Origin of the sequence: Limosilactobacillus sp. WILCCON 0051, assembly GCF_039955095.1 — a bacterium.
Taxonomy (GTDB): Bacteria; Bacillota; Bacilli; order Lactobacillales; family Lactobacillaceae; genus Limosilactobacillus; species Limosilactobacillus allomucosae.
Genome location: NZ_CP154878.1, coordinates 2,247,493 through 2,273,346 on the forward strand (window position 1 = coordinate 2,247,493; position 25,854 = coordinate 2,273,346).

Consider the following 25,854-nt stretch of genomic DNA (forward strand, 5'->3'; position numbering starts at 1 on the left):
GGTGCTTGCCGATGAGGTTTTTTAATCCTATTCAGTCTGCAGATCAGCTGATGGCAGATTCATAGCCGCATTTTGAGCTGGCATAACGGCGTTTAGAAGCGTTAATTGAGCTAAGGCCTCAATCCACTCGGCATCATCATTTAAAGCTGGCAGCAATTGATATTCGCTTCCACCAGCAGCCAAAAAGGCATTGCGGTTCTCCTCACCCAATTCTTGAATCGTCTCCAGACAGTCAGCGGTAAAACTAGGCGCGATAACCAGTACCTTGCGATAGCCTTGCTTAGGCAGTGCAGTCAAAAGATCTTTGGTGGCCGGCGTCAGCCACTTTGCCGGTCCAAAGCGCGACTGATAGGCTTGAAAACAGGGAACCTGCAGCCCCAAACGTTCAATTACCGCCATGGTCGTTTGCCGGCAGCGTTGGGCGTATGGATCCCCAGCCTTTTGATAACTGAGCGGAATACCATGATATGAAAAGACGATTGCATCTGGATTCATTTTAGCAACCGCTTTTTGCAGTTTATTCGATAATGCTTTGACATAAGGCCAAAAACTGCTGTAGTCACTGACGAATCTAATTTCCGGAACTATTTTGCGATCCTGGTAAAACCGAGCGACATCATCTTGAACCGAAGCCGTGGTCGTAGTTGAATACTGCGGATACATTGGAATAATCGTTAAATCAGTGATTCCTTGAAACTCAAATTCTTTTAAGACCGCACCAATCAGCGGCTGACTGTAGCTCATGGCATAGCGAACCGTATAATCCGGCAGTCGCTTTTGCAGCAGCTGGGCTTGGCGCTGGGTATAATGCAGCAAAGGCGAACCAATCTCTGATGACCACAGCTGCTCATAATTGGCGGCCGACTTGGGAGCATGTTTGGGCAGCACCATCATGTTTAGAATTGGCTGCCAGATCAATGGCGGCATATGAATGACCCGCCGATCGCTTAAGAACCGCCGTAGAAATCTGGTAACTGCTGGAACGCTGGGATCACTTGGCGTTCCAAGATTAACCAGCAGGATGCCTTTTTGATTTTTCTTCATAATCTTGCCTCTTACTCTTATTTGTAATTCAATAAGACCATTCTAGCACGACATCTAGTAGCTATTTTTATGATCAAACGCCATATATTGTATTCAAGCTGATCAAATGATTATCAGTGAATTTCAATGAATTTAAAAACCCTGCTTGATTCAAATCAATTTATCTGCTTAAACCCCTTTTTTATTTCAAATTAAACTTCGATAAAATTTCTGCCGGCTTGCACTATGCCAAGTTATTTTGTAAGATGAAAACGATCAATCATTCATGTCTGGGGTGCCATACGGCTGAGATAATACCCATTGAACCTGCTCTGGATAATTCCAGCGAAGGGAGATACGGTAAATAATCTGTTGTAATCAGCCCCACTGTGGATCTTTTCCATAGTGGGTTTTCTTTTGGACAGGTGATTGAAAATTTCAATCATTAGGAGGGTCTTTCATGGCCAAAAAAAATAACAAGTTTCATCTGCGCGACATCATCCTGCTGGCACTGGTCGGCATTATCTTTGGGGTGATCTACTGGGCAGCTGCTTTTATGTACAACGCGCTGACCATTGTCTTTACGCCGCTCAAGCTGCCAATGATGGGTAACGATCTAACCATGGGACTTTGGTGCATGGCCGGTCCGATGGCGGGATTTATGCTGAAAAAACCTGGTGCACCTTTCCTTGGCGAGTTTTTAGGCGCCGCTGGTGAAGCCTTGATTGGTGATCAATGGGGCGCAGCCAATCTGATTTCTGGTGCCGTTCAAGGGATTGCCAGCGAACTGGGCTTTACGTTTACCGGCTACAAGCACTACGACTGGCTGGGGGCCGTTTCAACAACCATTACCACGACAATCGTAACGTTTGCTTGGGATTGGTTCCGCAATGGCTACAACAAGTTTGGCTTCAAAAACGTTTACTACTTTAGCGGCCGGCTGCTTTCAATGTTCTTCTTCTGCGGCGTTTTGGTAATGCTGATCGAACGGCTTCTGGAACGCTCGCACGTCATGAAACGCGAGGAATTTAACGACTAATGAATCATTTGGCAATTGACAATCTGACTTTTGCATATACGCCAAAGCGCCCAACGTTAAAAGACGTTACGCTGAAAATTCCGGTTGATTCCTGGACGCTTCTTTATGGTGCTTCCGGCAGCGGCAAATCCACGCTGATGCGCCTCTTAGCCGGTCTGCTGCCTAAATACGGCGGCCGGATTCTGCAAGAAAACATCGAGCTGCCGAATGGTTTAACCGTTGCGATGATGTTTCAGGATCCCGGTATGCAGTTCGCGCTTGATACGCCGCAGCATGAATTGGAATTTGCCTTGGAAAACCTGCAGCTGCCTGCCAACGAGATGCCTGCCCGCATTGAGCATGCCTTAAAATTCTGCGGCATTGAACACCTGCGCGATCGTCAGCTGGCCACGATGTCAGGCGGCGAGCAGCAGCGGGCCGCCTTGGCCGTTTTAGTCGCGATGGATACCGATATTCTGCTGTTGGACGAGCCATTTGCCAGCATCGACAACCATAATCGGACTTTATTGATTCAGCAGCTGACCTTATTGCAGCAAAAGTATCACAAAACGATTATCGTTGCTGATCATGACCTGCATGGCTATCGCGGCTTGGCTAAACAGGTGATTCGCTTTGAAAATCAGCGAGCCGAGTTGCTTGACGCCGCTGCCAGTGATGCGCTGCTTAAGTCTGCCGATCAGCTGGCCGCCACGGTGCATCATGTCAAACTGCCGACTGCCAGCGATCAGCCGATTTTAACACTCAAAAACTTGACGATTGAACACGGGGATCAAAAGCTGATCTTGGCAAATGACTTTTCGTTTTTTAAAAATCAGACGACACTGTTGACTGGTGCTACAGGAACCGGGAAGTCCTCATTGTTTAAGGCTATTACGCACTTGGCGGCTTATCAGGGAACGATCGTCTATAACGGTCAGGACAGTCAAAAAATCAAGCCGCGCCGTTACGCTCAACAGGTCGGCTACGTCTTCCAGCATGCCGTCGACCAGTTTCTTAGCGTAACGGTTAAAGAGGAGCTGGCGCTGAGTCTTAAAAAAGGCCGTAATCCCTACTTTGACGAGGAACACCTGACCGCGGCACTTAAGCTGCTTGGTTTGAGTGAATTGCAGGAGCGCGTAGTCTACTCGCTTTCTGGCGGTCAGCAAAAAAAGCTGCAGCTGCTTTTAATGCTGATGATGGGGCAGCCGGTTCTGCTGTTGGATGAGCCTTTTAGCGGCCTTGATCTTCATTCGCTGCATAATGTCGTTGATCTGATCAAGGCCAGCCAAAAAGTCTACCCGCAAACAATGATCATTATCAGCCACCAGCTGGAGGGCCTGGAAAAGCTGATTGATCGGCACGTAAAACTGGCAGACTGTCAGCTCAGCTATCGGGAGGAATTTTAAATGAATCCAAGTTTTAAACTGTTGTTGGTGCTGATCATTGCCCTAGAAGTCTCGTTTACACGCCATTTAACGATCAATCTGGTCTTAATTGCCGTTGCCATAATCTATCTTTTGACTAAGCGCATCCGGCCCCGCTTGTTTGGCTGGCTGTTTTTAATGCCGCTATTTCCAGCAGTCGCGGTATTTATCACGATTGCCTGGTTCAGTCCCGGTCATGACTATTTTTATGCCTGGGTGCTGTTTTCACGAATCTATGTCTACGTTTTTACCGGCGCGGCTATCACGCAGACCACCAGTCCACTGGAGCTCACCCGCTCTTTGGAACAAAATCTGCATCTGCCCAGCAAGTTTGCCTATGGAACGCTGGCGGCCGTCAATCTGATTCCGCGGATTAAAATGGCGGTTAAAACGATTCGCGCGGCTGGTCAAATGCGGGGCATCAACCTGTCTTGGTGGTCACCAACGCTTTATTTCAAGGCAATCCTGCATGCCATCACCTGGTCGGACCAATTGGCACAGGCTATGGAATCACACGGCTACGTTGAGGATCGCGCGCGGACCAGCGTTCATCAGATTGCATTAACGGCTCGCGATTGGGCGATATTATTAATAAGTGTTATTTTAATACAGATTATCACATTTGCCCTACCATAGCTGATTCGATATAATTAAAGAAAATATTTGGAGGATTCCAATTCATGGATAACAAATTCGGTCAGCGAATCGTCAGCGCGCTAGCCTACTTCAGCATTTTCTTTTTACCAGTCATCTTTCCATTGATCGTCTGGATTATTGCAAAATACCAAGGCTTCAACGAGGTGCGTAAAAATGCTGTTAAGGCCTTTTGGAGTCAGATTTTCCCCTTGCTGTACATGATTGCGATTTTTGTAATCATTGGAGCGGCCAACATGCAGAATCTGGCTCATTTAGGCGGCTTGTTCAGCATTCTGGCAGCTTTTGCATTGCTGCTGGCCTTAGTACTTTTGATCTACAACGTTGCTATGGGAATCGCAGTTTTGTTGGGACGCAATCCACAAGATCATCACCAGGAATTCTAGTTTGCAAGTCAATAATCCTTGTCTCAGCACTGAGGCAGGGATTTTTTATTTAGGCAGATTAAAAGACCTTACCAAAATCGATCTGATCTCAGTAAGGTCTTTAGAGTGATTTGCGCACTGTGAACCGACTGGCAATTTATTTTCAAATTTTGTTACAGCCACTTTATTTATTATTTTACGTATTGATCCAAAAATTTCTGGACGTGTTTTTGATAGGCTTTAGGATGCGTGGCAAACGACTTGGCATGTGCCGCGCCTGGAACGATCCAAAGCTGCTTGGGACCACGAGTTGCTTGATAGTTTTGATATACCATCCGCGTTGGCACGAAATCATCATCAGCTCCATGAATAAACAGCATTGGTCGATGATTCTGCTTCAGCATTGCCGTTGAGCTGGCATCATGCAGATAAAAACCATTAGCGATGCGATTGATGATGCTCAATGATCCTTCCAGCGGCTTGCGGACCAACCATGGCAGATGATAAAGGTTCTGTGCCTCATAGTCGATCTCAGCAGCCAGACTGGAATAGCCGCAGTCTTCAACAAAAGCCTTAACCTGGCGCGGAAGCTGAATGCCGCTGGTCATCATGGTCGTTGCTCCACCCATGCTGACGCCAAACATCACGATCTGGCTGTCTTGACCATTACGCTTGATCAGCTTGTTGATCCATTTGCGCTCATCATAGCGTTCCGGCCAGCCGTAGCCAATATATTTACCCTCACTTTGTCCTTGCGCGCGGGCATCGGGAACTAGAACGTTATAGCCCAGCTGATGAAACAGCGCGGCATAGGCTCCCATCTGATCCTTATTGCCCATAAAGCCATGCGCGATCAAAACGCTCTTACTGGTCTTTTTTGCCGCTGGGACGTACCAGGCATCCAACCGATAGTTGCCGGTTGCGGATTTGATCGTCCAACGCGTTTTATGAACGTCTTGATACCACTTTTTCTGCTGATACAAGGGATCGCTCTTAACGATTTTCGTATTGTTATTGATAAAGTCTTTGTGCCCCGGTACCATTGCCACGTGAAAAAAGTAGCCGCCAGCAGCAAAAATCATGATCAAAAGCGTTGTTGCCACACCGATCAGCCAGCGCAGCCACCGATGCTTCCTGGATTGATTATGCAAAATTATCCCTCTTTTTCTCAAATTCACAATGACTACCAGTTTAGCAGATTTTATTTTGATTGTCGAAATTCTTTTTACACGCTCTGTTGCTCAAATAATGATAAAATAATCATAACAAACTAATTAAGGAAGTGAGCGTATGTTTCCAGAACGTCTGCGTGCCTTGAGAAAAGGCCAAAACCTCACCCTAAATGAACTTGCCCAAGCGTTGAACGAGCATCTGGGACCTGGCGAAAGACCCAACACGCCAACTCAGATCGGCAACTGGGAACGTGGCATCCGCAATCCCTCATTCGTTGAGGTTCGTAAAGTAGCCGAATTTTTTGACGTCAGCATGGATTATCTATGCGGCCGAACCGAACGTGATGGTCACGACTTGGCAAAACTTTTCTTCTCAAATCAAGACCTGCTGTTTGAAGGTACCGTCCTAACCAGCCAGGATCGCTATGAAATTTTTCAATTAATCAATGGCTACTTAAAGGGACGCAGCCAGCGCAGTGAAACTGACACCTTTTATGGCAAGCAGGAAGAACTGAACCTTGATTTTAAGGAGTAAATGATGAACCCCAAGCAGTTAAAAAAACTCAAAAAACAAGTTAAAAAAGCCCATCAAGTCGTTAAAAAGCAGCCATACATCGAGCAATTGATGACCTATCGTGACCTGTTCGATGATTTTCCGCAGATTAAATTTTTGATCAACAATGTCTTGGAAAGCGATCGGCTGATCAAAAATGGTCTTTTACCGCAGCCATTGCCTAAACTGCTGCTGCCCGACAATATTCAAGACATCATCTTTAAAAAAGTCAACGAGCAGTACCCACAAGGCAATCCAGAAGGCGACCGGCTCTGGAATCGCTACGTGGATGCCTTGCCAAAACTGGACCGGCTGCTGCGTAATTATCGCGACTATCTGGAAGCGACCTATGGCATGTGGTCCTACGTCAACGCTCCTTACATCAAGGCCCTTTCAGAATACCTGCATGGACGACCAACGCTTGAAATCATGGCCGGTAATGGCTATATCTCTAGCGGCTTACGAAATCTACGGCCAGCACAGACGATCTTTGCTACCGACAGCACCGACTGGACCAAAGAAAATGAGACCGGCAAGCATCCCGTCACCACGATTGAGCCTCTGGATGCCTTGGCCGCAATTAAAAAGTATGGCAGTCAGGTCGATTACGTCATCATGTCATGGTCGCCTGACAAACTGGAGATTGATTGGGAAGTCTTGCAGCTGCTGCGTAAAGACTATCCAGAAGTTAAATTATTGGTCATCGGCGAGAAAAATGGCGCCACTGATTCAGCTAAATTCTGGCAAAATGCTCATCTAACCCAGGATGACGAGCTGAAAAAGGTCAATGAACAGCTCCACTCATTTGACTTGATTGATGAACAGATCTATTTGGCCCAGTAAGCAAAAGACCACCGAAGGATTTTTCCTTCGGTGGTCTTTCTGCGTATTGATACTATCTCAGGCTAATGACGAACGTCCACTTTCGCCATTGCCAGGCCCCTTGCAATCCGGCAAGTTAACGGGCCCCGCTCGAAATGTCATTTCCGCTCGCGCGGGGCAGCCAAACAAGGGTCGGCTGCCTGACCTCTCGACTCATCGCAATGGCTAGAATAGCACACTTAAAGCTTTCGTGCAAACTATTCAGCTGATTTGGCCGCGCGATTCTCATTAGTCTGTGCCAGCTGCTTCGTTACCCAGGCCTGCATTTTTTCAGTCAGTGCCTTAGTTGAGCCGTTTAGTTCATCAGCAGCTGCCAACTGGTCAATGCGCAGTCCCGAAGCATTCAAATCAGTTCCCGCAGCCACCAGATACAGATTAACCGGTTTGGCATCAGCACCTTCAAGCAGCTTGGGGTCAAGACGCGCGGCCTCCTGCATCGGAATATTGATCAAGTTGGTTTCCAGAGCTACTTCAAGCGAATCACCGCTTGGCATGGCAACCTGCCACACATAACGAGCCAGGTAGCCGGCATCCAGCTGATCGATTACGAACTGCAGCCCTTTTGCCAAGGTCGCAGCCTGCTGAATCTGCGCCGCGTCGGTAGTATCTGTCTGCGTTTTGACCTTATCAAGCTGGGTCAGATAATCATTAACCGTTAATTCCATCGCTTATCGCCCCATTTTGTTGATTTCTTGGATTGAGTAATAGTGACGCTGCTTCATGCCGTACCAGATTCCGGCAATACAAAGAATGATGCCCAGGATTGCCAACACCTGTACGAACATCCCGTAGACGGAAGCTTTAGGCCGCACCACCTCAAAAGCTCCCCAATCCGCGGCGGCATAATACAGCATTACCAATACCGTTACATAACCATCAAAACGCCAGTCCAGTGCCGCCAAAAAATCAACGACTACTGAAAGCGCAACGATCAGTCCGGCACGCCATAAAACCGTGCTGCTGACCAGTGACGTGCCGTGTTGATGATACATCAGCAGTTCCAAGGTCAGTGCAATCAGCATCGTAACCGTGGAAATGGCAATCACTTTGATGACGTTGTTCGATACTTTCTTCATTTTAAAAAAATCTCCTCATAATTTGCTTGGCAACATCACCATTCTACTAGAAAGCGCTGTAAACCTCAATTACTCTGCCGATTGTTGGCCAAAAATACTGTATACTAAAATTATAGAAATCAGGAGGGATAAATAATGGCAGATGGACAATATCACAACATTTTAGTACCAGTCGACGGCTCAAAGGTCACGGCTCAGGTTTTGGAAAAAGGCATTGCGATGGCTAAGGCCTGCGATGCTCACCTGGATATTTTAAATGTCGTTCAGGTTACGCAGCTTTCCGATGGTTACGCGCCGGCCAGCTCGCTTTCACCCGATCAGACCTATGACTTGGTTAAGACGACTCAAGAACGCCTGGAAGACCTTAAGCAAAAGGCAATCAATGCTGGCGTTGCTAAAGTCGACATTCACGTGCGGTTTGGCAATCCTAAGCAGGTTATCGGACGCGACTTTCCAAAAGACCACAACAACGATTTGATCGTAATCGGCTCAACGGGCTTATCAGCTTTTGAACGCATCGTCTTAGGCTCAGTAACCGGCTATGTAATTCGTGTGGCCAAGCCCGACGTCATGGTTGCCCGAACACAAAAATAGCAATTATTCAATAATCATAAAAGGACATGCCCCATTTGGATGCATGTCCTTCATTTTTTGCGTTTTAGCGTAAGACAGGCGCTTAATCTAAGCCCAGCCGCGTCTTAACCATCTTTTCCACTTCATCAGCCGTGTAGCACAGGTTGATGGCATCGTTGGCCCACTTGGCGCATTCCTTGGTATCCAGATCCTTCATCATGCTCCGCGTCCGCAGAATCGAGCTGGCACTCATGGAATACTCATCCAGTCCCATGCCCAGCAATAATGGCATAGCCAGCTGATCACCGGCCATTTCACCACACATGGCCGCTTTGGTGTTGTTGGCATGAGCGGAGTCAATCACGTGCTTGATCAGCCGCAAAAAGGCTGGGTTGAGCGGCTGATACAGGTAGGAAACCGCGTCATTGCCCCGGTCGGCCGCAAAGCAGTACTGAATCAGGTCATTGGTCCCAATACTGAAGAAGTCGACCTCCTTAGCCAATTGATCGGCATACAGCGCCGCCAGCGGTACTTCGATCATCATCCCGATCTTAACGTTGTCGCCCAGGCCTGGATGATCTTTTTGCAGCTCATCCTTGCATTCTTGATAGATTGCCTTGGCCTGACGCAGCTCAGCCAGGGTCGCGATCATTGGGAACATGATCTCAACGGGACCAAATTCTGAGGCCCGAATCAAGGCGCGCAGCTGCGTCTTGAAGATGTCAGGCCGGTGCAGGCAGATCCGAATCGCCCGGTAGCCCAAGAACGGGTTCATCTCTTCAGGCAGCGGCAGGTAGTTCAGCGGCTTGTCGCCACCAATGTCCAGCGTCCGCACGACGACCGGCTTGCCCTGCATGCCCACGACTGCTTTTTTGTAGGCTTCAAACTGCTCGTCTTCGGTTGGCAGGTGATCGCTGCTCATGTACAGGAACTCAGACCTAAACAGCCCGACGCCATCGGCCCCCTGCTTGACGGCATCAGCCACGTCATCGGGCGTACCGATATTGGCCGCAATCTCAAAGTGCTGACCGTCCTTGGAAACGGATGGCGCGTCCACCAGCTTGGCCCATTCAGCCCGCTCTTTTTCAAATGAGTCCGCCTTGGCTTGATATTCATCGATCTGAGCCTGGCTTGGATCAACGATGATGTCGCCGTGCAACCCATCTACGATGACCATATCACCGCTCTTGATCGTGCTCGTAACGTCTTCGGCACCAACCACGGCTGGGATCCGCAATGTCCGCGCCATGATTGCCGCGTGGCTGGTCCGGCCGCCCAGATCGGTTGCCAGCCCCTTGACGAACTTGGCATCCATCTGTGAGGTATCGGATGGCGTGATCTCCTTAGCAATGATTACGACTGGCTCGCTGATGGAGGCGATATCTGGCAGCTGCTTGCCCAGCAGATGGCTCAGCGCCCGCTTGGCAACGTCTTTAACGTCAGCGGCCCGCTCCTGCATGTACTTGTTGTCGGTCATGGCGGCCAGGACGTTGGCAAAATTGGTCGTTACGTCCGTCATGGCTTCTTCGGCGGAAACGTGCTGGCTTTCAATTTCATCTTTGATCTGACTCTTCATTTCCGGGTCGGACAAAATGGCGATGTGCGCGTCAAAGACTTCCAGTTCTTCATCGCTCAAGCGGCTCTTGGCGTTCTGCTTGATGGTGGCCAGATCGGCAATCGAGGCGCTGAAGGCTTTTTCAACTCGCTCATATTCCGCAGCTGGATCATCAATCGTTTTCTTTTCAAAGCTCAGATCCGGATCGATCAAAAGATATGCTTTAGCAATTCCAATACCGTCACTGGCGGCAATTCCTTTAATGATTTGCGACATAATATTTGTCCCCCTCATCAATTCTCTAATGTCAACCGTTTGTCATATATCAACTTTGTATATTATAAACCGTTATCATTTTCATTTCCACCATTATTTAAGCGTTTGCATAGGGGTTACTGCAGCACCAAACCTTAAAACTCGGTCAAGATTTCAATCTTACGGGCTGAATGCCTGATCAATCCTTGACGCTCAAGAACCTTAAACTTGCGCGAAATCGTTTCTGGCGTCGTACCAAGATAGGTCGCCAGGTCTTTTAGCTTCATTGACAGCATAAACTCGCGTGAATGTTTTGCCTGCATCTGTTCTTTCAAATAATCCTTAAGCCGTTCTTCAACCGAATCCATCCCCAACAGATGATTTTGCATCGCCAGCTGCCGATTTCTTTTTAAGGTTAGCTGCAGCAGCCGCATGGCAATCGAAGGATACTGGTTCAGTAACTTAGCAAAATCTTCATAGGATATTGTACAGATCTCAGAAGTTTGCTCTGCCTGGGCAAAGGTATCGGTATTCTCAATTCCAAACAGCCAGGCCTCGCCGTCGTGTTCACCGGCTGCCAGCATTCTTTGCATCTGTTCCTGTCCAGATGGCGAAAGTTGATAGATCTTGACCGCGCCGCTTTCCACAATAATCATTTTCCCTGCTTGAGCCGGCGTTAAAATCTGGTCGCCACGACTAAACCGATGATGACGCACCAGACTTTCGACTTTCTGCTGATCAGATAAAGCCAGCTGATTAAACAACGGTACGGTCGCAACACAAAGATGCTGTTGATGATGATGAATGTGATTTGCCATAATTGTCGCCCCTTAAAGTTGGTATCCCAAGTATAAACGAAGCTGATTCGATAAAAATTGATTTAGATCAATAAACATTCTTTACGTTGATATCGGCCTAAAAAATCGCAAAACAAAAGCCGCCCGATTCAAATGAATCGAGCGGCTTTCATATTAAGGTTTTAGTCGAGCGAAGTTAAATTACTTCAGACCCTTCCAAGTCCAGTCTTCAACTTCTGGCAGGTCCTTACCTTCAGTACGGATGTAGTGGTTGTGCTTGTCAACCATGTTGTCCATTTCGTTTACGAAGGCAGCAGCCTTTTGTTCGTAGCCAGGTACGCTCAGGATAGCGTCCTTAGCCAGGTGGAACCGGTCAAGTTCGTTCAGCACACGCATGTCAAATGGCGTCGTGATGTCACCATTTTCTTGGTAGCTGTGGATGTGAACGTTGTGGTTGTGACGGTCAAAGAACAGACTTTGGATCATGTCACGGAAGCCGTGCCATGCGAAGATAACTGGCTTGTCAGCCGTGAAGTAACGGTCGAATTCTTCGTCAGTCAGACCTTCAGCGTTCTTGTCAGGCGTCATCAGCTTCATGATTTCAACAACGTTGATGTAACGAATCTTCAGTTCTGGGAAGTTGTCGTGCAGAATGTCGATAGCTGCCAGAGCTTCTTCAGTTGGTTCCGTACCAGCAGATACGAAGACAACATCTGGTTCTGCGCCTTGGTCAGTAGATGCCCAGTCAACGTAGCCCAGACCGTGGTTAACGATGTTAGTGGCTTCGTCGATGGAGAACCATTGCAGACGTGGGTGCTTGGACGTAACGAAGACGTTGATGCATTCGCGGTCGTTGAAGGCCTTGTCGGATACAGCCAGCAGTTCGTTAGTGTCGGCTGGCAGGTATTCCTTAACCAGGTCAGCACGTTCCTTTTCGTACAGGTGAGTCAACAGACCTGGATCTTGGTGAGTGTAACCGTTGTGGTCTTGTTGGAATACCGTAGAAGTGTCAACAAAGTTCAATGCTGGGTAGTCATGACGCCAGTATTGTTCCTTAGCCTTACGCATCCACTTCAGGTGTTGAGTCAGCATGGAGTCAACGACACGACCGAATGATTCGTAAGTAGCAAAGAAACCGTGACGACCAGTCAGCGTGTAACCTTCCAGCCAACCTTCTGCTTGGTGTTCAGAAAGTTGTGAGTCGATCATCCGACCTTGACGTGCCAGGTCTTCATCGTTTGGTTCGTGAATGTCTTCCATCCATTGACGCTTGTCATTGTCCAGAACAGCGTACAGACGGTTGGACTTAGATTCGTCAGGACCAAAGCCGCGGAAGTTGTCTGGGTTCAGCTTGAACATTTCGTCCAGGTACTTGCCCCATTCGATCATGTCTTGCTTCTTAACAACACCATGGCCTTGTACGTCAACAGCGTACTTGCGGTAGTCTGGCATAACCAGTGGCTTAGGATCCAAACCACCGTTAGTGATTGGGTTCATAGCCATCCGCTTATTGCCTTCTGGCGTGTTAGCCGTAACCTTGGCAACTGGAGCACCGTTTTCGTCGAACAGTTCTTCTGGCTTGTAGGACTTCAGCCAGTTGATCAGCATGTCCTTGTGTTCCATGTCGTCTTGTGCGACTGGAATTGGAATTTGGTGAGCACGGAATGAGTTTTCGATTGGGTTGCCATCCAAGTCCTTCTTAGGACCAGTCCAACCCTTAGGTGCGCGCAGGATTACCATTGGCCATTGTGGCATGGAGTCGTCACCAGTTTCACGAGCGTGCTTTTGGATAGCCAGGATGTCTTCAATAGCAGCATCCATCGTCTTAGCCATTTCTTCGTGAACTTCCATGGTGTCCTTGTAGCCATCAAAGCCTTCGCCGTTGTAAGCGGAAACGAAGTATGGCTTCCAGCCCATACCTTCGAAGTACTTAGTAAGTTCTTCATCGCTCATCCGAGCCAGGATCGTTGGGTTGGAGATCTTGAAACCGTTGATTTGCAGGATAGGCAGAACGGCACCATCCTTGATTGGGTTGATGAACTTGTCAGAGAACCAGGAAGCAGCCAGAGGACCAGTTTCGGCTTCACCGTCACCGATTTCAACAGCTGCGATTTGGTCTGGGTTGTCCAGAATTGCACCTACACCGTGGGACAGGGAGTAACCCAGTTCCCCACCTTCGTGCAGTGAACCTGGCGTTTCAGGAGCAGCGTGTGAAGCAGTACCACCTGGGAAGGAGAAGTGCTTGAACAGCTTAGCCATACCAGCTTCGTCTTGGGTGATTTCTGGGTAGATTTCCGTGTAGGAACCGTCCAGGTAAGAGTTGTTGACCATAACTTGGCCACCGTGACCTGAACCTTCAATGTAGAACATGTTTACATTGTACTTCTTGATAACACGGTTCAAGTGTGCATAAATGAAGTTTTGAGGAACAATCGTACCCCAGTGACCAATTGGCTTTGGCTTAACGTCGGAAGGCTTCAGTTCGCGACGCAGCAGTGGGTTGTGCATCAGGAACAGCGTACCAACAGAAAGGTAGTTGGCTGCCCGCCAGTAAGCGTCAACAGTTTCCAAGTATTCCTTGGAATCGTAATTTACTGCCATCGATATTACACTCCTTAAATAAAATAACTACGTTCTGACTATAACGTCTCGTAAACCTCAATCAATTTACGCTATCTATGATATAGGATTTTTTCTAAAAGTCAACCTTTTTGAAAATTGATACGGTCCAATTATCAAAAATCCGCTTCAGCCTTTATTATAAAAGGCTTTACCAAAGCTGCTCCGATTGATTGAACACCCAAATTTTAGCAGAATTTCTGCGAAAAAGGCGTGTTTTTCACTCTAAATTTTTGCTAAGAAATCAAAAAAGCCCGCCTCAAATCGGGCCGGCTTTCAAACATTCAGATCAAAACGTTCAATGATCTTATTTAACACGCCGTTCTCATCATTGCTGCCGCAGCGGAATTTAGCGGCCGCAATGGCTTCGGGAGCACTTTGCGCCATGGCATAGCTCTCGCCGGCTAATTTCAGCATGGTGGCATCGTTTTGTCCATCCCCAAACGCCATCAGCTGACTGGGCTGCCAACCACGAGCTGCCAAAAGCCGCTTCAAGCCGGTTGCCTTATCCATCCCGGGAATGATCAAGTCCATGTTGCCATAGCCGCTTGATACAGGGTGCACGATGCTGCCAAACCGCTTGATGACCTCATCCATCCAAAATCTGGTTTCTTTTGGCGGAACATCCATCATAAACTTAACTACCGGATCATCAATATCAGCCAATGAATTGATTTGCTGCATGTGGATATAATGCGGCTGAACGCGTTTTACAAACAATGGGTCTTCATCGGCAAACGCAAAAGCATGATGCCGTCCCGAAATAATCAAATGGCCGCCTGGGATCGAGCGGAAGAACGCAACCAGCGTCTCAACCTGTTCTTTAGTAAACTGACCACAGTAGATCTCTTGACCACGATCAATCAGCTCAACCCCGTTTTCGGCAACGAAAGCCATGCCATCTGCTTCTTTGGGAAAGCGTTTTTCAACCAGCTGATAGATTGGATTGCCGCTGGCGACGACAAATTCAACGTCTTTTGCCTGCAGCTGAGCATAGACTTTTTCAAACAGCGGTCGATCAAACGTGCTTTGTGAATTTAAAAAAGTACCGTCCATATCAACGGCAATTGCCTTAATCAAATTGATCCCCCCTAATCCTGGTTTAGATTGACAAACGTATTGTATTTCATGTATTGATAATGCACGCGCATGTTTGAGACTTCAAATGGCGTTCCATCATCCAGGAAAAAGACGCCTTCCATAATACCGACTGGCTCGGTAGGTTTTAGATGCAGCTCTTTTTGGTCCTCATCATTGGAAGGCGAAACCGAAATCGTCATAAATGAGCGCGTAACGGTTTTATTCTGCGATTCTTCCAAGTAGTTGAAGATCGATCCTTCGACAATGGCTGGCGAAAGCGTCGGCATGATTTTAATTGGAATATAACCCGTTTCAATCATGAACGGCTGATCGTCAATCAAGCGCAGCCGTTTGATTTGATAGACAAAATCATTGTCGTTTAAAAAAAGATCCTGTTGAATTTCTTGGCTGGCCGGCACGACTTGATAGTTCAAAAGCTTGATGCCCTGTTTCTTGCCATCAAGCTTGAAACTGTCGGTAATCCCCAGATTGCTGCCCTCATAGCGAAACATCGCTTGATTTTTTAAATAGAGCGGGTTGATAAAGGTCCCCGAACCACGTTTCTTAAAAATGATGCCCTGCTGCGCCAAGATTCCCAATGCCCGCTTGATGGAACTGCGGCTGACCCCGTAGTCGCTGCTAAGGCTGCGTTCATCGGGAAGCTTCATATTCGCATAGTCGCCATTGAGTATCTTATGTTTTATATCGCGCATTACTGAGCGGTATACTAAGTCTGCCATGTAATTACCCCTCGGTCGGTCCATCGACCCCTGTCTTAACTTGTAGTATCTAAATCAGTTCATAGTATATCAAATCTCATGATAATTGGTTACCATTTTTACGTTAATTGGTCCGTCCCAGATTTGACAAAAACTTGAAATTTGATACCCAATCTTTAATTGGACACCTAATCATCGCCTTATCAATTCTGGCAACTCATGTCATAATGGGCTTGCGGTTTTGATTAATTACCTGGCTGATATTTCAATTTATTTAAGGAGACCCTTTATGAGTAAGAAAAAACAACGCATTAAAAAAACTCAAGTCGAACAGATTCTTGATAAGCACCACATTCCCTATCAGCAAATAGTCTTTCCAACGTTTGAAGATGGCGATGTCCGGTCATTGAAAGTCGATCACCTGGGCATCGATGAGCATCTGATCTATAAGACGCTGGTACTGGAAGGCCCAACCACCGGACCATTAGTCGGCGTAGTGCCAATTGACAGCCACCTTGATGAAAAAGCCTTAGCACGGGTTTCCGGCAACAAAAAAGTCGACATGGTGCCGCTGAAAAATCTGCTTAAGACGACCGGCTACGTTCACGGTGCCAATACCCCCGTTGGCATCTGGGAAAAGCACAAGTACCCGATCTTTATCGACAATGATGCCAAAGCCAGCGAGCAGATCTATGTCTCATCTGGTCAGATTGGTCGTTCCGTTGCCGTCAATGCAGAAGCACTGGCTGAATTGGTTCATGCCCAGTTTGCCGACCTGCAGCAGCATTAAAAGATCATGAACGGCTATTTTAAAGTCTTGGGCGCGCTGGGGCTCTTTTTGGTAATGATCCCAGTACTCTTAGGGACATTAACCGTTATGATCAGTCGCCGCAACAAGGCCCTGTCCGTTGTCATCGGCGGCTTTTATGCTCAGATTATTCTTGGCGGCATTGGCGTTGTCATTCATGAGCTGAGTCATCTGCTGACGGCATTGTTTTTCGGCCATCAGATCGTCAGTTTTCGGCTGCTGCACGTTCCTGATCCGCATAATCCAGCCGACAACGCCCTGGGCTATGTCAACCATGCCTGGAACGAGCACAGTTTTTATCAGCGCGTTGGCAATGTCTTTATCGGGATTGCGCCAGTTGTTGGCTGTACGCTGGCAATCGTTGGTCTGACTCAATGGCTGGTTCCGGGAATCTTTACGCTTTGGCATGCCTTGATTACTCAGACCGAGGCGCCGCAGATTCATCTGGCGGCCGGTCGCACGATTCTATGGCTGATTTTGATCGGCAACATTGCCATTGGCGGCTTTGATCTTAGCAGTGCCGATCTGGAAAACTCCGCCACTGGTCTGATGACTTTGCTTATTGTCTTTTTGGCAGCGGCTTTGATTCTTTGTCAGTTTACGACGGGACCAATCGTTGCACAGACCTTGCGAACCTGGCTGGCTCCTTTTTATTGGTCATTGGCATTTGCCCTGTTGATCAATCTGCTGATGATGGGGATTTTGAGTCTGCTGAGCCGTTTGGGATAATTGACCTGTTATTCAGATACGCTTAGAATTATTTTTATAATGCAATTAGGAATCTTTGTAGAAAAAGAAGGTCTAAAAGAATGAAGAAAAATCTGTCTGCCTGCACCACGGTTTTGGTCGGCAAAAATGCTACCATTGATGGCTCAACCATGGCTGCCCGTAACGATGATACGTTTGGCCCCCTGACTCCACAGCGCTTCGTTACCTATCCGGCATACCATAACCAGCCCAACCAGGTTAAGGCCTACCTTAACAAATGCGTGGTTGATCGTCCCGCTGACGGCTACCGCTACCAAGGAACGCCCAACGTCAACTACAAAACGGAAGGCGTCTTTGATGAGAGCGGCTTTAACGAAAAGAACGTTGGCATGAGCGCCACGGAAAGCACCTATTCCAATGAACGGGTGCTGGCCTTTGATCCTTTGGTTGAAGATACCGGCATCAACGAAGATCTGATCGTTGCTGCTACTCTGCCGTTTATCAACAGCGCGCGCGAAGGGGTTCAGTACCTGGGACAATTGATCAAAAAATACGGCTCTGCAGAAGGCAATGGCGTAATCTTCAGTGATAAAAACGATGTCTGGTATATGGAAATCATTACTGGTCATCACTGGGTTGCCCAGCGAATTCCTGATGACTGCTACGCGGTAACCGGCAACCGCATCGCCATTCAAGAAGTTGATTTCAATGATCCTGATAACTTTATGTGGGATGACACGATTCGCGAGTTCGTGGCAGAACATCATCTGAATCCGGATCGCGACGGCTGGAACTTTCGCCACATTTTTGGCACGGCTACCGTTTTTGACCAGCACTACAACACGCCTCGGCAATGGTATGGTCACAAAGTTCTAAGCCCAGACGTTGAGATGGATCCCCTGGACTTTGATCTGCCATTTATTATGAAGGCCGACCACAAGATTACTCTGGAAGACGTTGAAGAAGTTTTGAGCAGTCACTACCAAAACACGCCTTATGATCCGCTGGGCCACGGTACGGATGAAGAAAAGCACATGTTCCGGCCAATTTCTTTGAATCGAACCCAAAACTCGCACATCCTGCAGGTTCGGCCTGATCTGCCAGAAGCGGCCTCAACGATCATGTGGATGAGCTTTGGGATTCCAACGTTCACGCCATACGTCCCATTCTTCGGCAACGCCGCGGATGTCGATGCCAGCTACAAGAACACGCCTAAAGAGCTCAACATGAATCTGAAGAGCGCCTACTGGATGTACCGGGCACTTTCCATGATCGTTGAAAGCCATCATGCAGAGTTTTTGCAGGCCGATCTCGACTACCTCAAGGACGCTCGCCAATACTTCTACAAGTGGATCGATGAAACTGCCCCACTTGCTGAAGGAATGGACAACAATGAAGCCAGTGACGTTTTGAGCGAGAAGACGCATGAAATGGTTGCCGAAATGGCTAAACGCACCAAAGAGCTGATGAGCCAGCTGATCATGCACGGTCTGGAGCTTTCAAAACTGACCTTTATTATGGACAAGAACCTCTAACATCATTAAACCCCCGCATTTCAGCCGAGATGCGGGGGTTTTGAATATTTAGTTTATGATCAAGCCGTCGCCTGCTGTTTTTTCGATTGTGGCAACGCCGCCAGAATTAAAGTCACCAATGGATTAAGCAGTGGGTAGAGCGTAAAGGCAACGTAGCCGTAGTCATGCAGGCTTAAGGTTCCGGCAATGAAGATTCCGCTGACGCTCCAGGGTACCAGTGGATTGATGTCGGCCCCGCCAGCTACCAATGAGCGCGTCAGCATGTTTTTGGAAAGCTGCTGTTCTTCGTAAGCTGATTTGAAAGCCGTGCCTGGCAGGATTTCAGAAAGGTATTCCTCGCCAATCATCACGTTGACGGCGACCCCACTGACGATCGTTGCCAAAACCAGCTTAAATGGCGTATTGACCAGTTTCTGCAGGGCAATCAGCAATTGATCGACGACTCCGTACTTCATCAAAAGCCCGCCCATCGACAAGGCACAAAGGATCAGCGCAATCGAGTTCAGCATATGGGCAATGCCGCCACCGGACATCAACGAGTCAAGCAGCTTACTGCCATGCATCTGAAAGCCATTCATCAACAGATTGCTGATCTGAGCAAACGAGAGCGATGGCGTCCAGATCTTGGTCAAGACCAGTGCCGTAAACGAGCCAGCCAATAAAGTAGGAATTGCCGGCACCTGTCTTAACGACATAACCAAAAGCACCAGAATCGGCAGCAGCGACCAAGCGCCAACATGAAAACTGGATCTGAGCGCGCTGCTGATAACGTCGACACGCGAAAGATCCGCACTGGTGTTTTTAAAGCCGATTACCGCATAGATCACAGCGGCCGCAATTGCTGCAGGAACTGCGGATTTAGCAGTGTTTTTCAAATGTTCTGGAACTCGATTGCCAATCAGACTGGTGGTCAGATTTGAAGTGTCAGACAGCGGCGAAAGATTATTGCCCAAAAAGCCGCCTGCAACAATGGCTCCTGCCGTCATCGCATCACTAAAGCCCAGAACGTGGCCAATCCCCATAAAAGCCAGTCCCAGCGTTGAAATTGTCGTAAATGCATTGCCAACGATGATGCCAACGATCCCACAAGCTAAAAAGACAGTGGGGATAAAAAACTTAACCGAGATCAGATCAAAGCCAATGACCATGATCGTCGCAATCGTTCCTGAGGCCAGCCAGGTACTGATCAAAAGCCCAATCATCATAAAGATCATCATCGGAATAATTCCTGGTTTGATCCCTTCAGCAATTCCATCGATAATCTGTTCCCATTCAAAGCCGCGCAGTCTGCCGTAAAACAGCAGCAGCGTAAAGACGCAAAGAATCGGGATCTGCGGGCTCATTTTGTATTTAATGATTAAGGTTCCCAAGATCAAAAACATGACGATGATTACGCCGAGACTCTCTGTCATTTTCAAGTGTCGTTGTTCCATTGACCATTCATCCTTTCCAAAATAAAAACCGCCACGCTGCTCCGTGACGGCAATTTTGATGAATCATCAATCGCCACGGGACGGCCCGCGGCGGCATCATGTCAAGCTTCCGCGGATACAAGCTGTTGCGTGCCTGCATCCATAACGAACACAACCACTATCATTTACAGATAGCGTTGATAAGACGTTGCCTTAGCAAATGCTTGAACCATGATTTCATCTCCGTTTTCCAAATTATTAGCATCATTATAAAACCATTAAATTAGAAATTCAATATAAAATTAGACTTTTTTAATTTTAGCGATGAATCTTTGGCTTGGCAAAACAATCAGCTCGCGCACTCCACGCTGATTGCCCTATAATAATTAAGATAATCTGTTTTAGAGGATGGCGATAAAAAAATGAAAATACTGCTTGGACTAAAGGGCAGCAGCAGTCGCACACAGATCGACGACCGGCTGCAGCATCATCCTGACGTCTATGAATTCTACACCGACGCAAGCGACTTCACGCCCAATGGCTATCATCATCTATATGAGGCCGTCCAATACGTGCAGAGCCGTGGCGTCAATAGGATCGTTCTGCACCATCCGATGAAGTTTGGCGCCACCCACGCTGAGATCGTGGCCCCTGAAAAACAGTTTCCCGAACTGTATCGTTTTGTTGAAGAAACCACGATGCAGCTGATCGGTTTGGCCAAGGATCTCGACGTTCAATGTCTGATTCACGGCGCCTATGCTCAGGAAACCACCAAATACATCGACTGCTATCCTAATCTGACGGCCGCTCAGCAAGCTGCATTTGACCGCCTGGATCGTTTTGCCAAAGCAGGCGGCAGTCACATCATGTTTGAAAACTCCATCGCGCCGGTATTTGCCTATGGCGATCCAGCAATGGAAGACGAGATTTTAAGTCATCATTATCGGCTGGCCTTTGATACCTCGCATTGCTTCATCTGGCTGCACGGCAATAATCAAGGCCTGCAAAAATCGCTGCGGCACTTAAAGGACCAGATCGTTCATTATCATTTGGTCGATTCAATGGGGCTAACCCATGACAGTCTGCCACTAGGAACCGGCAAGATTGACTGGCGTGATGTCTTGCCGTGCTTGAATCCTGATGCTACCAGCATTTACGAGATCAATCTCTCAAACCAGGAAGACTGCCAAGAACAGCTGCAGAGTCATGCCTATCTGACCAGGCTGGCTCAAGAACTTGATTAACCCTTTTTGACATCGCGCGGCTGTTGAGTTTCCTGCATGGTCTTTAGCAGCTCGGCAGCCTGCATGCGGTTGAACAGCGTTTCCACTACGTAATTGATCAGCTGGTCATTCACCGGGTCAAGCTGATTGTCGACCGCTGCTGATTCATTATGCAGCCGGGCATTCATCAAGTCGACGAAGCGATCATAGGCCTGCTGCGGATAATTATTGATCGTAACCTGTTTGATGCCCTCATGAATTGAAGGAATCGAAAAGCTGCCCTTGAGCATGGCAATCATAATCACCGCCGCCAGCTGGTAGCGCGAGTACTTCTTTTTTACTGGAGCCATGATGATGCCTTTTTTAACATAGTTGTTGATCATCGACTTGGTAATCGGCGCGATCCCCATTCCCATAGCGCGATCATTAACCAAGGCAACAACCTGGTCGACATAAAGATCCAGGTCTGGCAGCTCATCCCAGTGCGGCAGCTGAATCTTACCCAAGTTAGCCTGCCAGCGTTCAAAACTCGTCATTTTGGTTCCTCCATTCCGAGTAGTTAGATAGTTTTCAAAACCAGTATACAGCATTACTACATTTGATTGGTCGTTAAAGCATTCATAATTTAGTCTTCGATGCCCACAGATTGATTACGGTATTGATCAGTCGTCAATGCCATCTTCAATACATCGGCAGCCTGAGTTAACCCAACTGCCTGTCCCGTCAGCGGCTGGCCCTCGCTAATAATCTTTAAGGCCGTTTCGCGTGGAACAATTGGCAACGCCCGCACGATCACATACGGAAACTCCAGCTCGTCAATCATCTTAATCGCATATTGATGAGCTAATACCATATCCAAAGCCGGTTTGCCATACCATTTCTGCAGCTGCTCATCAGTGGCATCATCGGCTGTCCCGGCAATCGAGAGCATTACGATCTTTGCTGGCGTTACGTTGCTGTCATCAATCAGATCAACCAGGTCATAGACATCCTGGTCAACCGGATCGCCAGGCTTGGGCAGCCAGCACAAGACGTCTTGGCTTTGCAGCTTAAAATGAAAGCTTGGCTCTACCATAGCATCCGGCAGCAATGACAGCAGGCGCTCGCGTAAGCCATCATTACGCTGCCCAATCAATATGATTCGATTCATAGTCTCACCTCATTTTACTAGTAGGTCATCAGTTCGTCTGCTACCGTGGCATCCTCAATCCGAACGTCAGTAATCGTGCTTTGCTCCAGCAGCGGCAGAATTGCTTGAATATTGCCTGCGTATAAAAAACGGGTTTCTTGCGGTGCTTCTTCCAGGATTCTGGCTCCCAGCTTCTGGGCCGTCTCAATCGGAAATCCAGTGCCAAAAACCGTAACCACGCAGTCAACGCCGCTTTGAGAATGCAAGTGGCGCGTTGAGGTCAAATAGCCGCGACTGAAATAATAAATATCATCAGCGCAGCTCATCATGGTCGTCATATTGCTGCTGGTCATCAAGATCAATGCATCAGTCTTTTGAGCATAACTGCGCAACAGCTGCCAAACTGCCTTTGCTTCCCGCGGTGTCAGTCGATCCGTTGCGTGGTCAAGCAAAAGAATGGACGGCTGTTTGACCAGCAGGAGAATTATCCTCAGCTCAATTTTTTGGTTTCGATTGAGGTCGCTGATCGCAAGCTGCCAGTCCAGGTCAAACTGGCTTAGAATCTGACGAGCCTGTTCATCGTCAATCGAATTGGCACTGCCTTTTTGTGCTTGGCGAATCGCGCGCTGAATTGTCCAGCGATCCTTGAATCTGAGATCATCCAGCATCACCAGCGTCTTTTCTGGATGACGAAAAGTCTTTAAAGGCTGGTCGTTGATCTGAATCGTACCGCTGGTTGGCTGCCCACGTTTGCGCAGCAATGAAAACAGCGTCTCGCCAAACAGCGGATCATCGCTGCAAAAAGCCACTACGTTAGGTGACTGCAGCGTCAGGTCGATATTTGACAATCGACTGCCATTATCGGCTTCAATCGTCAAATTATGCGTGACTATTTCGACCATGGAAAATCATCCTCTCTAAGTCATTTGCTTTTATTATAACGTGGTTGCAGCACCAAACCATTTTTAAACTAAAAAGACAGTGTCAACTGCTTTAAAAATCGGCTAAAATATAAGTTATCGACTATTAATTAATAAGAAAGAGGAAATCAAACGACATGAACATCCTTTTTATCTCTATCGAGGGCAACACCCGCTCATTTCTGACCCGTTTGCAGGCATACGCCCAGCAGCAGCACAGTTTCAACCCGCAGCTGCCCACCATCAATCTAAAGGAAATCACCGATCAAACACTGCCGGCAGCCGAAAGCGAACCATTTTTTGCTTTTGTGCCAACCTATCTGGACGGTGGCAATGGCTTTGACTCCGGCGTTAAAGAGCTGATGACCAATGCTTTGGGTGAATACATCGCAGAAAATGATAATGCTAAAAAGTGCTTAGGCGTAGTTGGCAGCGGCAATCGTAACTTTAACGAACAGTACTGTCTGACCGCCCGCAAGTATGCCTACGAATTTAAGGTGCCATTCTTGGCTGACTACGAGCTGCGTGGTACCAGTCAGGATGTTGAGCAGATCTACGCTATTCTGACCAAGCGCTGGCAACAGGCTAACGCCTAAGCAAGGGTATTTTTTGCATGGCTGTCTTTGGCCATGCTTTTTTAATTCTTAATGTTTCACGTGAACAAATAGTTTTATAATAGCATTAGTAATGGCATCGATTTCATGCAGTAATGGAGATGATTTTTTTGAATCAGAATTTGCAGCCAAAGATTCAGCTAAACAATGGTCTTTTAATGCCTCAGATTGGCCTGGGCGTTTGGAAGACCCCGCTTGAAACGACCCAGCAGATGGTTTTTGATGCCTTGGCAAACGACTATGTGCTGTTGGACACGGCCAAGCAGTATGGCAATGAAAGCGCGGTCGGTCAAGGAATGCAGGATGCCTTTCAAACTACTGGACGCACCCGGACCAGCGTATTTCTGACTACCAAGATCTATAATGGCGATCAAGGCGACTACGACCGCGTACGCAAAGGATTTGAAGGCCAGCTGCAGGCTCTGCAGACCGATTACGTTGATCTGTTACTGATGCACTGGCCGGTCAACGACTTATACAACCAGACCTGGCAGGCAATGGAACGAATCTATGCCGATGGTCAGGCCAAGGCAATCGGTGTCTGCAATTTCGATGTTGAGCGCATGCGTGATTTATTGGATCATGCCCAGATCACGCCCGCAATCAATCAAATTGAGTTCAATCCCAAGATTCATCAGCCAGCCATCGTCAATTTCTGCCAGCAGCATGGCATTCAAATGGAAGCCTGGTCGCCACTGGGGAATGGTACGCTCCTGCACGAACCGATTATTGAAAAGATTGCTCAAAGTCATCAAAAAACACCAGCTCAAGTTGAACTGCGCTGGGCTTTGCAGCATGATCTGATCGTAATCCCCAAAACTACGCACCCACAACGCATGCGAGAAAATGCCGACCTTTTTGATTTCGAACTGTCCCCAGCCGAATGCATGCAGATCGATACTTTGGATACCGAAGAACATGCTATCTGGTACGATAAATTCAAATGGTCCGGCAATCCTAATGGCATCGATAACGTGATTGCCGATCCCGCCAGTTTTGAATAGTAAAAAGCGAATCCAGTCGCAAATGACCAGATTCGCTTTTTTGCTTCGTCAATCTATTCTTGTGGAATTCCTGCACTGATCAGCCAGGTAATACCGTACTGATCAACGATTTGTCCCAGATTACCGCCCAGTTCATGCGGTCCAAAAGGCAGGGTTACGCGCTGTGCGTCGCTGGCAGCCAAACGATCAAATAATTCCTTGGCACCTGCTTCATCACCGCCAAAATCCAAAAGCAGGGAAATCAGCGAAGAAGTCTGGGGATTGCCCATCGTTGCATCGGCACAGACGATTTTCTGTCCGACAATTGAAAATTCACCGTGCGCAGTCGTAGCATCCAGATCATCCAATGCCAAGCCAAGATTTTCAGCTTGCTCTGCTGAAAGCGGCTGACGGTAGATGATCTCGGCGCCAAATTGTTCCACGTAATAATGCATGGCTTCGCGCGCATTTTCAAAAGTCAAATACGGATAGATTTTTGCCGTCATAATTTTCCTCCGATAAAGTGTTCCTTTAAATTATAGGGAGCCACGAGTCATTCGTCAAATCTCGACTTCGATTCAAAAAAGAGCTAGGTAAGCGCTAATGGTCGTTTATTGCGACGAATACTGTATTTTGACTTTCATATAGATTTTGTTGCATGTAAATCGTTAAACTTTGTGCAGATTCATGTTACAATGACGTGGTCTTAGAAAAAAGCGGAAACAAATAACCAACTATTCATTAATCAAGAAAGGAA

27 protein-coding genes and 1 riboswitch are annotated in these 25,854 nt (G+C 47.7%); of the genes, 13 read left to right on the top strand and 14 right to left on the bottom strand.

Going from position 1 to position 25,854, the window contains the following annotated elements; genetic code table 11:
- Window positions 1–27 precede the first annotated feature (27 nt).
- Complete coding sequence (hemH, locus tag ABC765_RS10515; protein WP_347980407.1) at window positions 28–1,044, bottom strand: ferrochelatase; 1,017 nt, start codon at window positions 1,042–1,044, stop codon at window positions 28–30.
- Window positions 1,045–1,304: 260 nt separating this feature from the next.
- Window positions 1,305–1,394, top strand: a riboswitch (TPP riboswitch).
- 89 nt (window positions 1,395–1,483) lie between these two features.
- Between hemH and ABC765_RS10520 the strand changes: the two genes are divergently transcribed.
- Genes ABC765_RS10520 through ABC765_RS10535 form a run of 4 tightly spaced genes read left to right on the top strand, consistent with a single transcriptional unit; the run spans window position 1,484 to window position 4,505 of the window.
- On the top strand, window positions 1,484–2,062 hold the full coding sequence (locus ABC765_RS10520) for an ECF transporter S component (RefSeq protein ID WP_074503748.1): 579 nt from the start codon (window positions 1,484–1,486) through the stop codon (window positions 2,060–2,062).
- Window positions 2,062–3,447, top strand: coding sequence for an ABC transporter ATP-binding protein (locus ABC765_RS10525; RefSeq protein WP_347980408.1), 1,386 nt, complete (start codon window positions 2,062–2,064; stop codon window positions 3,445–3,447). Before ABC765_RS10520 ends, ABC765_RS10525 begins: the two co-directional genes overlap by 1 nt.
- Window positions 3,448–4,101, top strand: coding sequence for an energy-coupling factor transporter transmembrane component T (locus tag ABC765_RS10530; protein WP_347980409.1), 654 nt, complete (start codon window positions 3,448–3,450; stop codon window positions 4,099–4,101).
- Between the two features lie 44 nt (window positions 4,102–4,145).
- Window positions 4,146–4,505 carry a hypothetical protein gene (locus tag ABC765_RS10535; RefSeq protein ID WP_347980410.1) on the top strand — a complete coding sequence of 120 codons (360 nt, stop codon included), beginning with the start codon at window positions 4,146–4,148 and terminating at the stop codon, window positions 4,503–4,505.
- A gap of 170 nt (window positions 4,506–4,675) precedes the next feature.
- Here ABC765_RS10535 and ABC765_RS10540 read toward each other — a convergent pair whose 3' ends face one another.
- Entirely contained in the window at window positions 4,676–5,635 is a 960-nt protein-coding gene (locus ABC765_RS10540) for an alpha/beta hydrolase (protein ID WP_347980411.1), read from the bottom strand.
- A 139-nt stretch (window positions 5,636–5,774) separates the two neighbouring features.
- Here ABC765_RS10540 and ABC765_RS10545 point away from each other — a divergent pair, with 139 nt between their 5' ends.
- A complete protein-coding gene (locus ABC765_RS10545) occupies window positions 5,775–6,191 on the top strand; it encodes a helix-turn-helix domain-containing protein (protein WP_033934985.1) in 417 nt (138 codons plus the stop codon).
- A gap of 3 nt (window positions 6,192–6,194) precedes the next feature.
- Window positions 6,195–7,052, top strand: coding sequence for a hypothetical protein (locus tag ABC765_RS10550; protein ID WP_006500790.1), 858 nt, complete (start codon window positions 6,195–6,197; stop codon window positions 7,050–7,052).
- A gap of 236 nt (window positions 7,053–7,288) precedes the next feature.
- On the opposite strand, the gene ABC765_RS10555 is transcribed toward ABC765_RS10550, so the two are convergent.
- Entirely contained in the window at window positions 7,289–7,756 is a 468-nt protein-coding gene (locus ABC765_RS10555; protein ID WP_347953890.1) for a hypothetical protein, read from the bottom strand.
- 3 nt (window positions 7,757–7,759) lie between these two features.
- Entirely contained in the window at window positions 7,760–8,167 is a 408-nt protein-coding gene (locus ABC765_RS10560) for a hypothetical protein (protein ID WP_278781547.1), read from the bottom strand.
- A gap of 135 nt (window positions 8,168–8,302) precedes the next feature.
- On the opposite strand from ABC765_RS10560, the gene ABC765_RS10565 reads away from it, so the two are divergent.
- The gene (locus tag ABC765_RS10565) at window positions 8,303–8,761 is read left to right on the top strand and encodes a universal stress protein (protein WP_347953891.1); all 459 of its coding nucleotides are present in this window, start codon (window positions 8,303–8,305) and stop codon (window positions 8,759–8,761) included.
- Between the two features lie 82 nt (window positions 8,762–8,843).
- Here the strand turns inward: ABC765_RS10565 and ptsP are convergent, their stop codons facing one another.
- The 5 genes from ptsP to ABC765_RS10590 all read right to left on the bottom strand — a co-directional run bounded on the left by ptsP (window position 8,844) and on the right by ABC765_RS10590 (window position 15,786).
- On the bottom strand, window positions 8,844–10,571 hold the full coding sequence (ptsP, locus tag ABC765_RS10570) for a phosphoenolpyruvate--protein phosphotransferase (RefSeq protein WP_347980412.1): 1,728 nt from the start codon (window positions 10,569–10,571) through the stop codon (window positions 8,844–8,846).
- A gap of 134 nt (window positions 10,572–10,705) precedes the next feature.
- A complete protein-coding gene (locus ABC765_RS10575; protein WP_347953893.1) occupies window positions 10,706–11,368 on the bottom strand; it encodes a Crp/Fnr family transcriptional regulator in 663 nt (220 codons plus the stop codon).
- A gap of 180 nt (window positions 11,369–11,548) precedes the next feature.
- Window positions 11,549–13,948 carry a phosphoketolase gene (locus ABC765_RS10580; RefSeq protein WP_034541162.1) on the bottom strand — a complete coding sequence of 800 codons (2,400 nt, stop codon included), beginning with the start codon at window positions 13,946–13,948 and terminating at the stop codon, window positions 11,549–11,551.
- A gap of 294 nt (window positions 13,949–14,242) precedes the next feature.
- The gene (locus ABC765_RS10585; protein ID WP_006500797.1) at window positions 14,243–15,046 is read right to left on the bottom strand and encodes a Cof-type HAD-IIB family hydrolase; all 804 of its coding nucleotides are present in this window, start codon (window positions 15,044–15,046) and stop codon (window positions 14,243–14,245) included.
- An 11-nt stretch (window positions 15,047–15,057) separates the two neighbouring features.
- Window positions 15,058–15,786, bottom strand: coding sequence for a GntR family transcriptional regulator (locus ABC765_RS10590; protein ID WP_033934983.1), 729 nt, complete (start codon window positions 15,784–15,786; stop codon window positions 15,058–15,060).
- A 268-nt stretch (window positions 15,787–16,054) separates the two neighbouring features.
- On the opposite strand from ABC765_RS10590, the gene ybaK reads away from it, so the two are divergent.
- The 3 genes from ybaK to ABC765_RS10605 all read left to right on the top strand — a co-directional run bounded on the left by ybaK (window position 16,055) and on the right by ABC765_RS10605 (window position 18,816).
- A complete protein-coding gene (ybaK, locus tag ABC765_RS10595; RefSeq protein ID WP_347953895.1) occupies window positions 16,055–16,555 on the top strand; it encodes a Cys-tRNA(Pro) deacylase in 501 nt (166 codons plus the stop codon).
- Between the two features lie 6 nt (window positions 16,556–16,561).
- On the top strand, window positions 16,562–17,302 hold the full coding sequence (locus ABC765_RS10600) for a hypothetical protein (protein ID WP_347980413.1): 741 nt from the start codon (window positions 16,562–16,564) through the stop codon (window positions 17,300–17,302).
- An 80-nt stretch (window positions 17,303–17,382) separates the two neighbouring features.
- On the top strand, window positions 17,383–18,816 hold the full coding sequence (locus tag ABC765_RS10605) for a C69 family dipeptidase (protein ID WP_347980414.1): 1,434 nt from the start codon (window positions 17,383–17,385) through the stop codon (window positions 18,814–18,816).
- Window positions 18,817–18,875: 59 nt separating this feature from the next.
- Here the strand turns inward: ABC765_RS10605 and ABC765_RS10610 are convergent, their stop codons facing one another.
- Complete coding sequence (locus ABC765_RS10610; protein WP_347953898.1) at window positions 18,876–20,249, bottom strand: Na+/H+ antiporter NhaC family protein; 1,374 nt, start codon at window positions 20,247–20,249, stop codon at window positions 18,876–18,878.
- Window positions 20,250–20,650: 401 nt separating this feature from the next.
- On the opposite strand from ABC765_RS10610, the gene ABC765_RS10615 reads away from it, so the two are divergent.
- Window positions 20,651–21,472, top strand: coding sequence for a TIM barrel protein (locus ABC765_RS10615; RefSeq protein ID WP_347953899.1), 822 nt, complete (start codon window positions 20,651–20,653; stop codon window positions 21,470–21,472).
- On the opposite strand, the gene ABC765_RS10620 is transcribed toward ABC765_RS10615, so the two are convergent.
- The 3 genes from ABC765_RS10620 to ABC765_RS10630 form a co-directional block, all read right to left on the bottom strand.
- Window positions 21,469–21,987 (bottom strand): DUF1836 domain-containing protein, encoded by a 519-nt coding sequence (locus tag ABC765_RS10620; RefSeq protein WP_006500804.1) that lies wholly within the window; start codon window positions 21,985–21,987, stop codon window positions 21,469–21,471. The two genes, ABC765_RS10615 and ABC765_RS10620, sit on opposite strands and share 4 nt — an antisense overlap.
- 89 nt (window positions 21,988–22,076) lie before the next feature.
- Window positions 22,077–22,601 (bottom strand): saccharopine dehydrogenase related protein, encoded by a 525-nt coding sequence (locus ABC765_RS10625; protein ID WP_347953900.1) that lies wholly within the window; start codon window positions 22,599–22,601, stop codon window positions 22,077–22,079.
- A 17-nt stretch (window positions 22,602–22,618) separates the two neighbouring features.
- Window positions 22,619–23,482: an ATP-binding cassette domain-containing protein gene (locus tag ABC765_RS10630; protein WP_347953901.1), complete on the bottom strand. Its 864-nt coding sequence runs from the start codon at window positions 23,480–23,482 to the stop codon at window positions 22,619–22,621.
- Window positions 23,483–23,637: 155 nt separating this feature from the next.
- Here ABC765_RS10630 and nrdI point away from each other — a divergent pair, with 155 nt between their 5' ends.
- Complete coding sequence (nrdI, locus tag ABC765_RS10635; RefSeq protein WP_347953902.1) at window positions 23,638–24,096, top strand: class Ib ribonucleoside-diphosphate reductase assembly flavoprotein NrdI; 459 nt, start codon at window positions 23,638–23,640, stop codon at window positions 24,094–24,096.
- Between the two features lie 119 nt (window positions 24,097–24,215).
- The gene (locus tag ABC765_RS10640; protein WP_347953903.1) at window positions 24,216–25,118 is read left to right on the top strand and encodes an aldo/keto reductase; all 903 of its coding nucleotides are present in this window, start codon (window positions 24,216–24,218) and stop codon (window positions 25,116–25,118) included.
- A 53-nt stretch (window positions 25,119–25,171) separates the two neighbouring features.
- Here ABC765_RS10640 and ABC765_RS10645 read toward each other — a convergent pair whose 3' ends face one another.
- Window positions 25,172–25,603, bottom strand: a complete 432-nt coding sequence (locus ABC765_RS10645; protein WP_006500809.1) for a VOC family protein — start codon at window positions 25,601–25,603, stop codon at window positions 25,172–25,174.
- Window positions 25,604–25,854 lie beyond the last annotated feature (251 nt).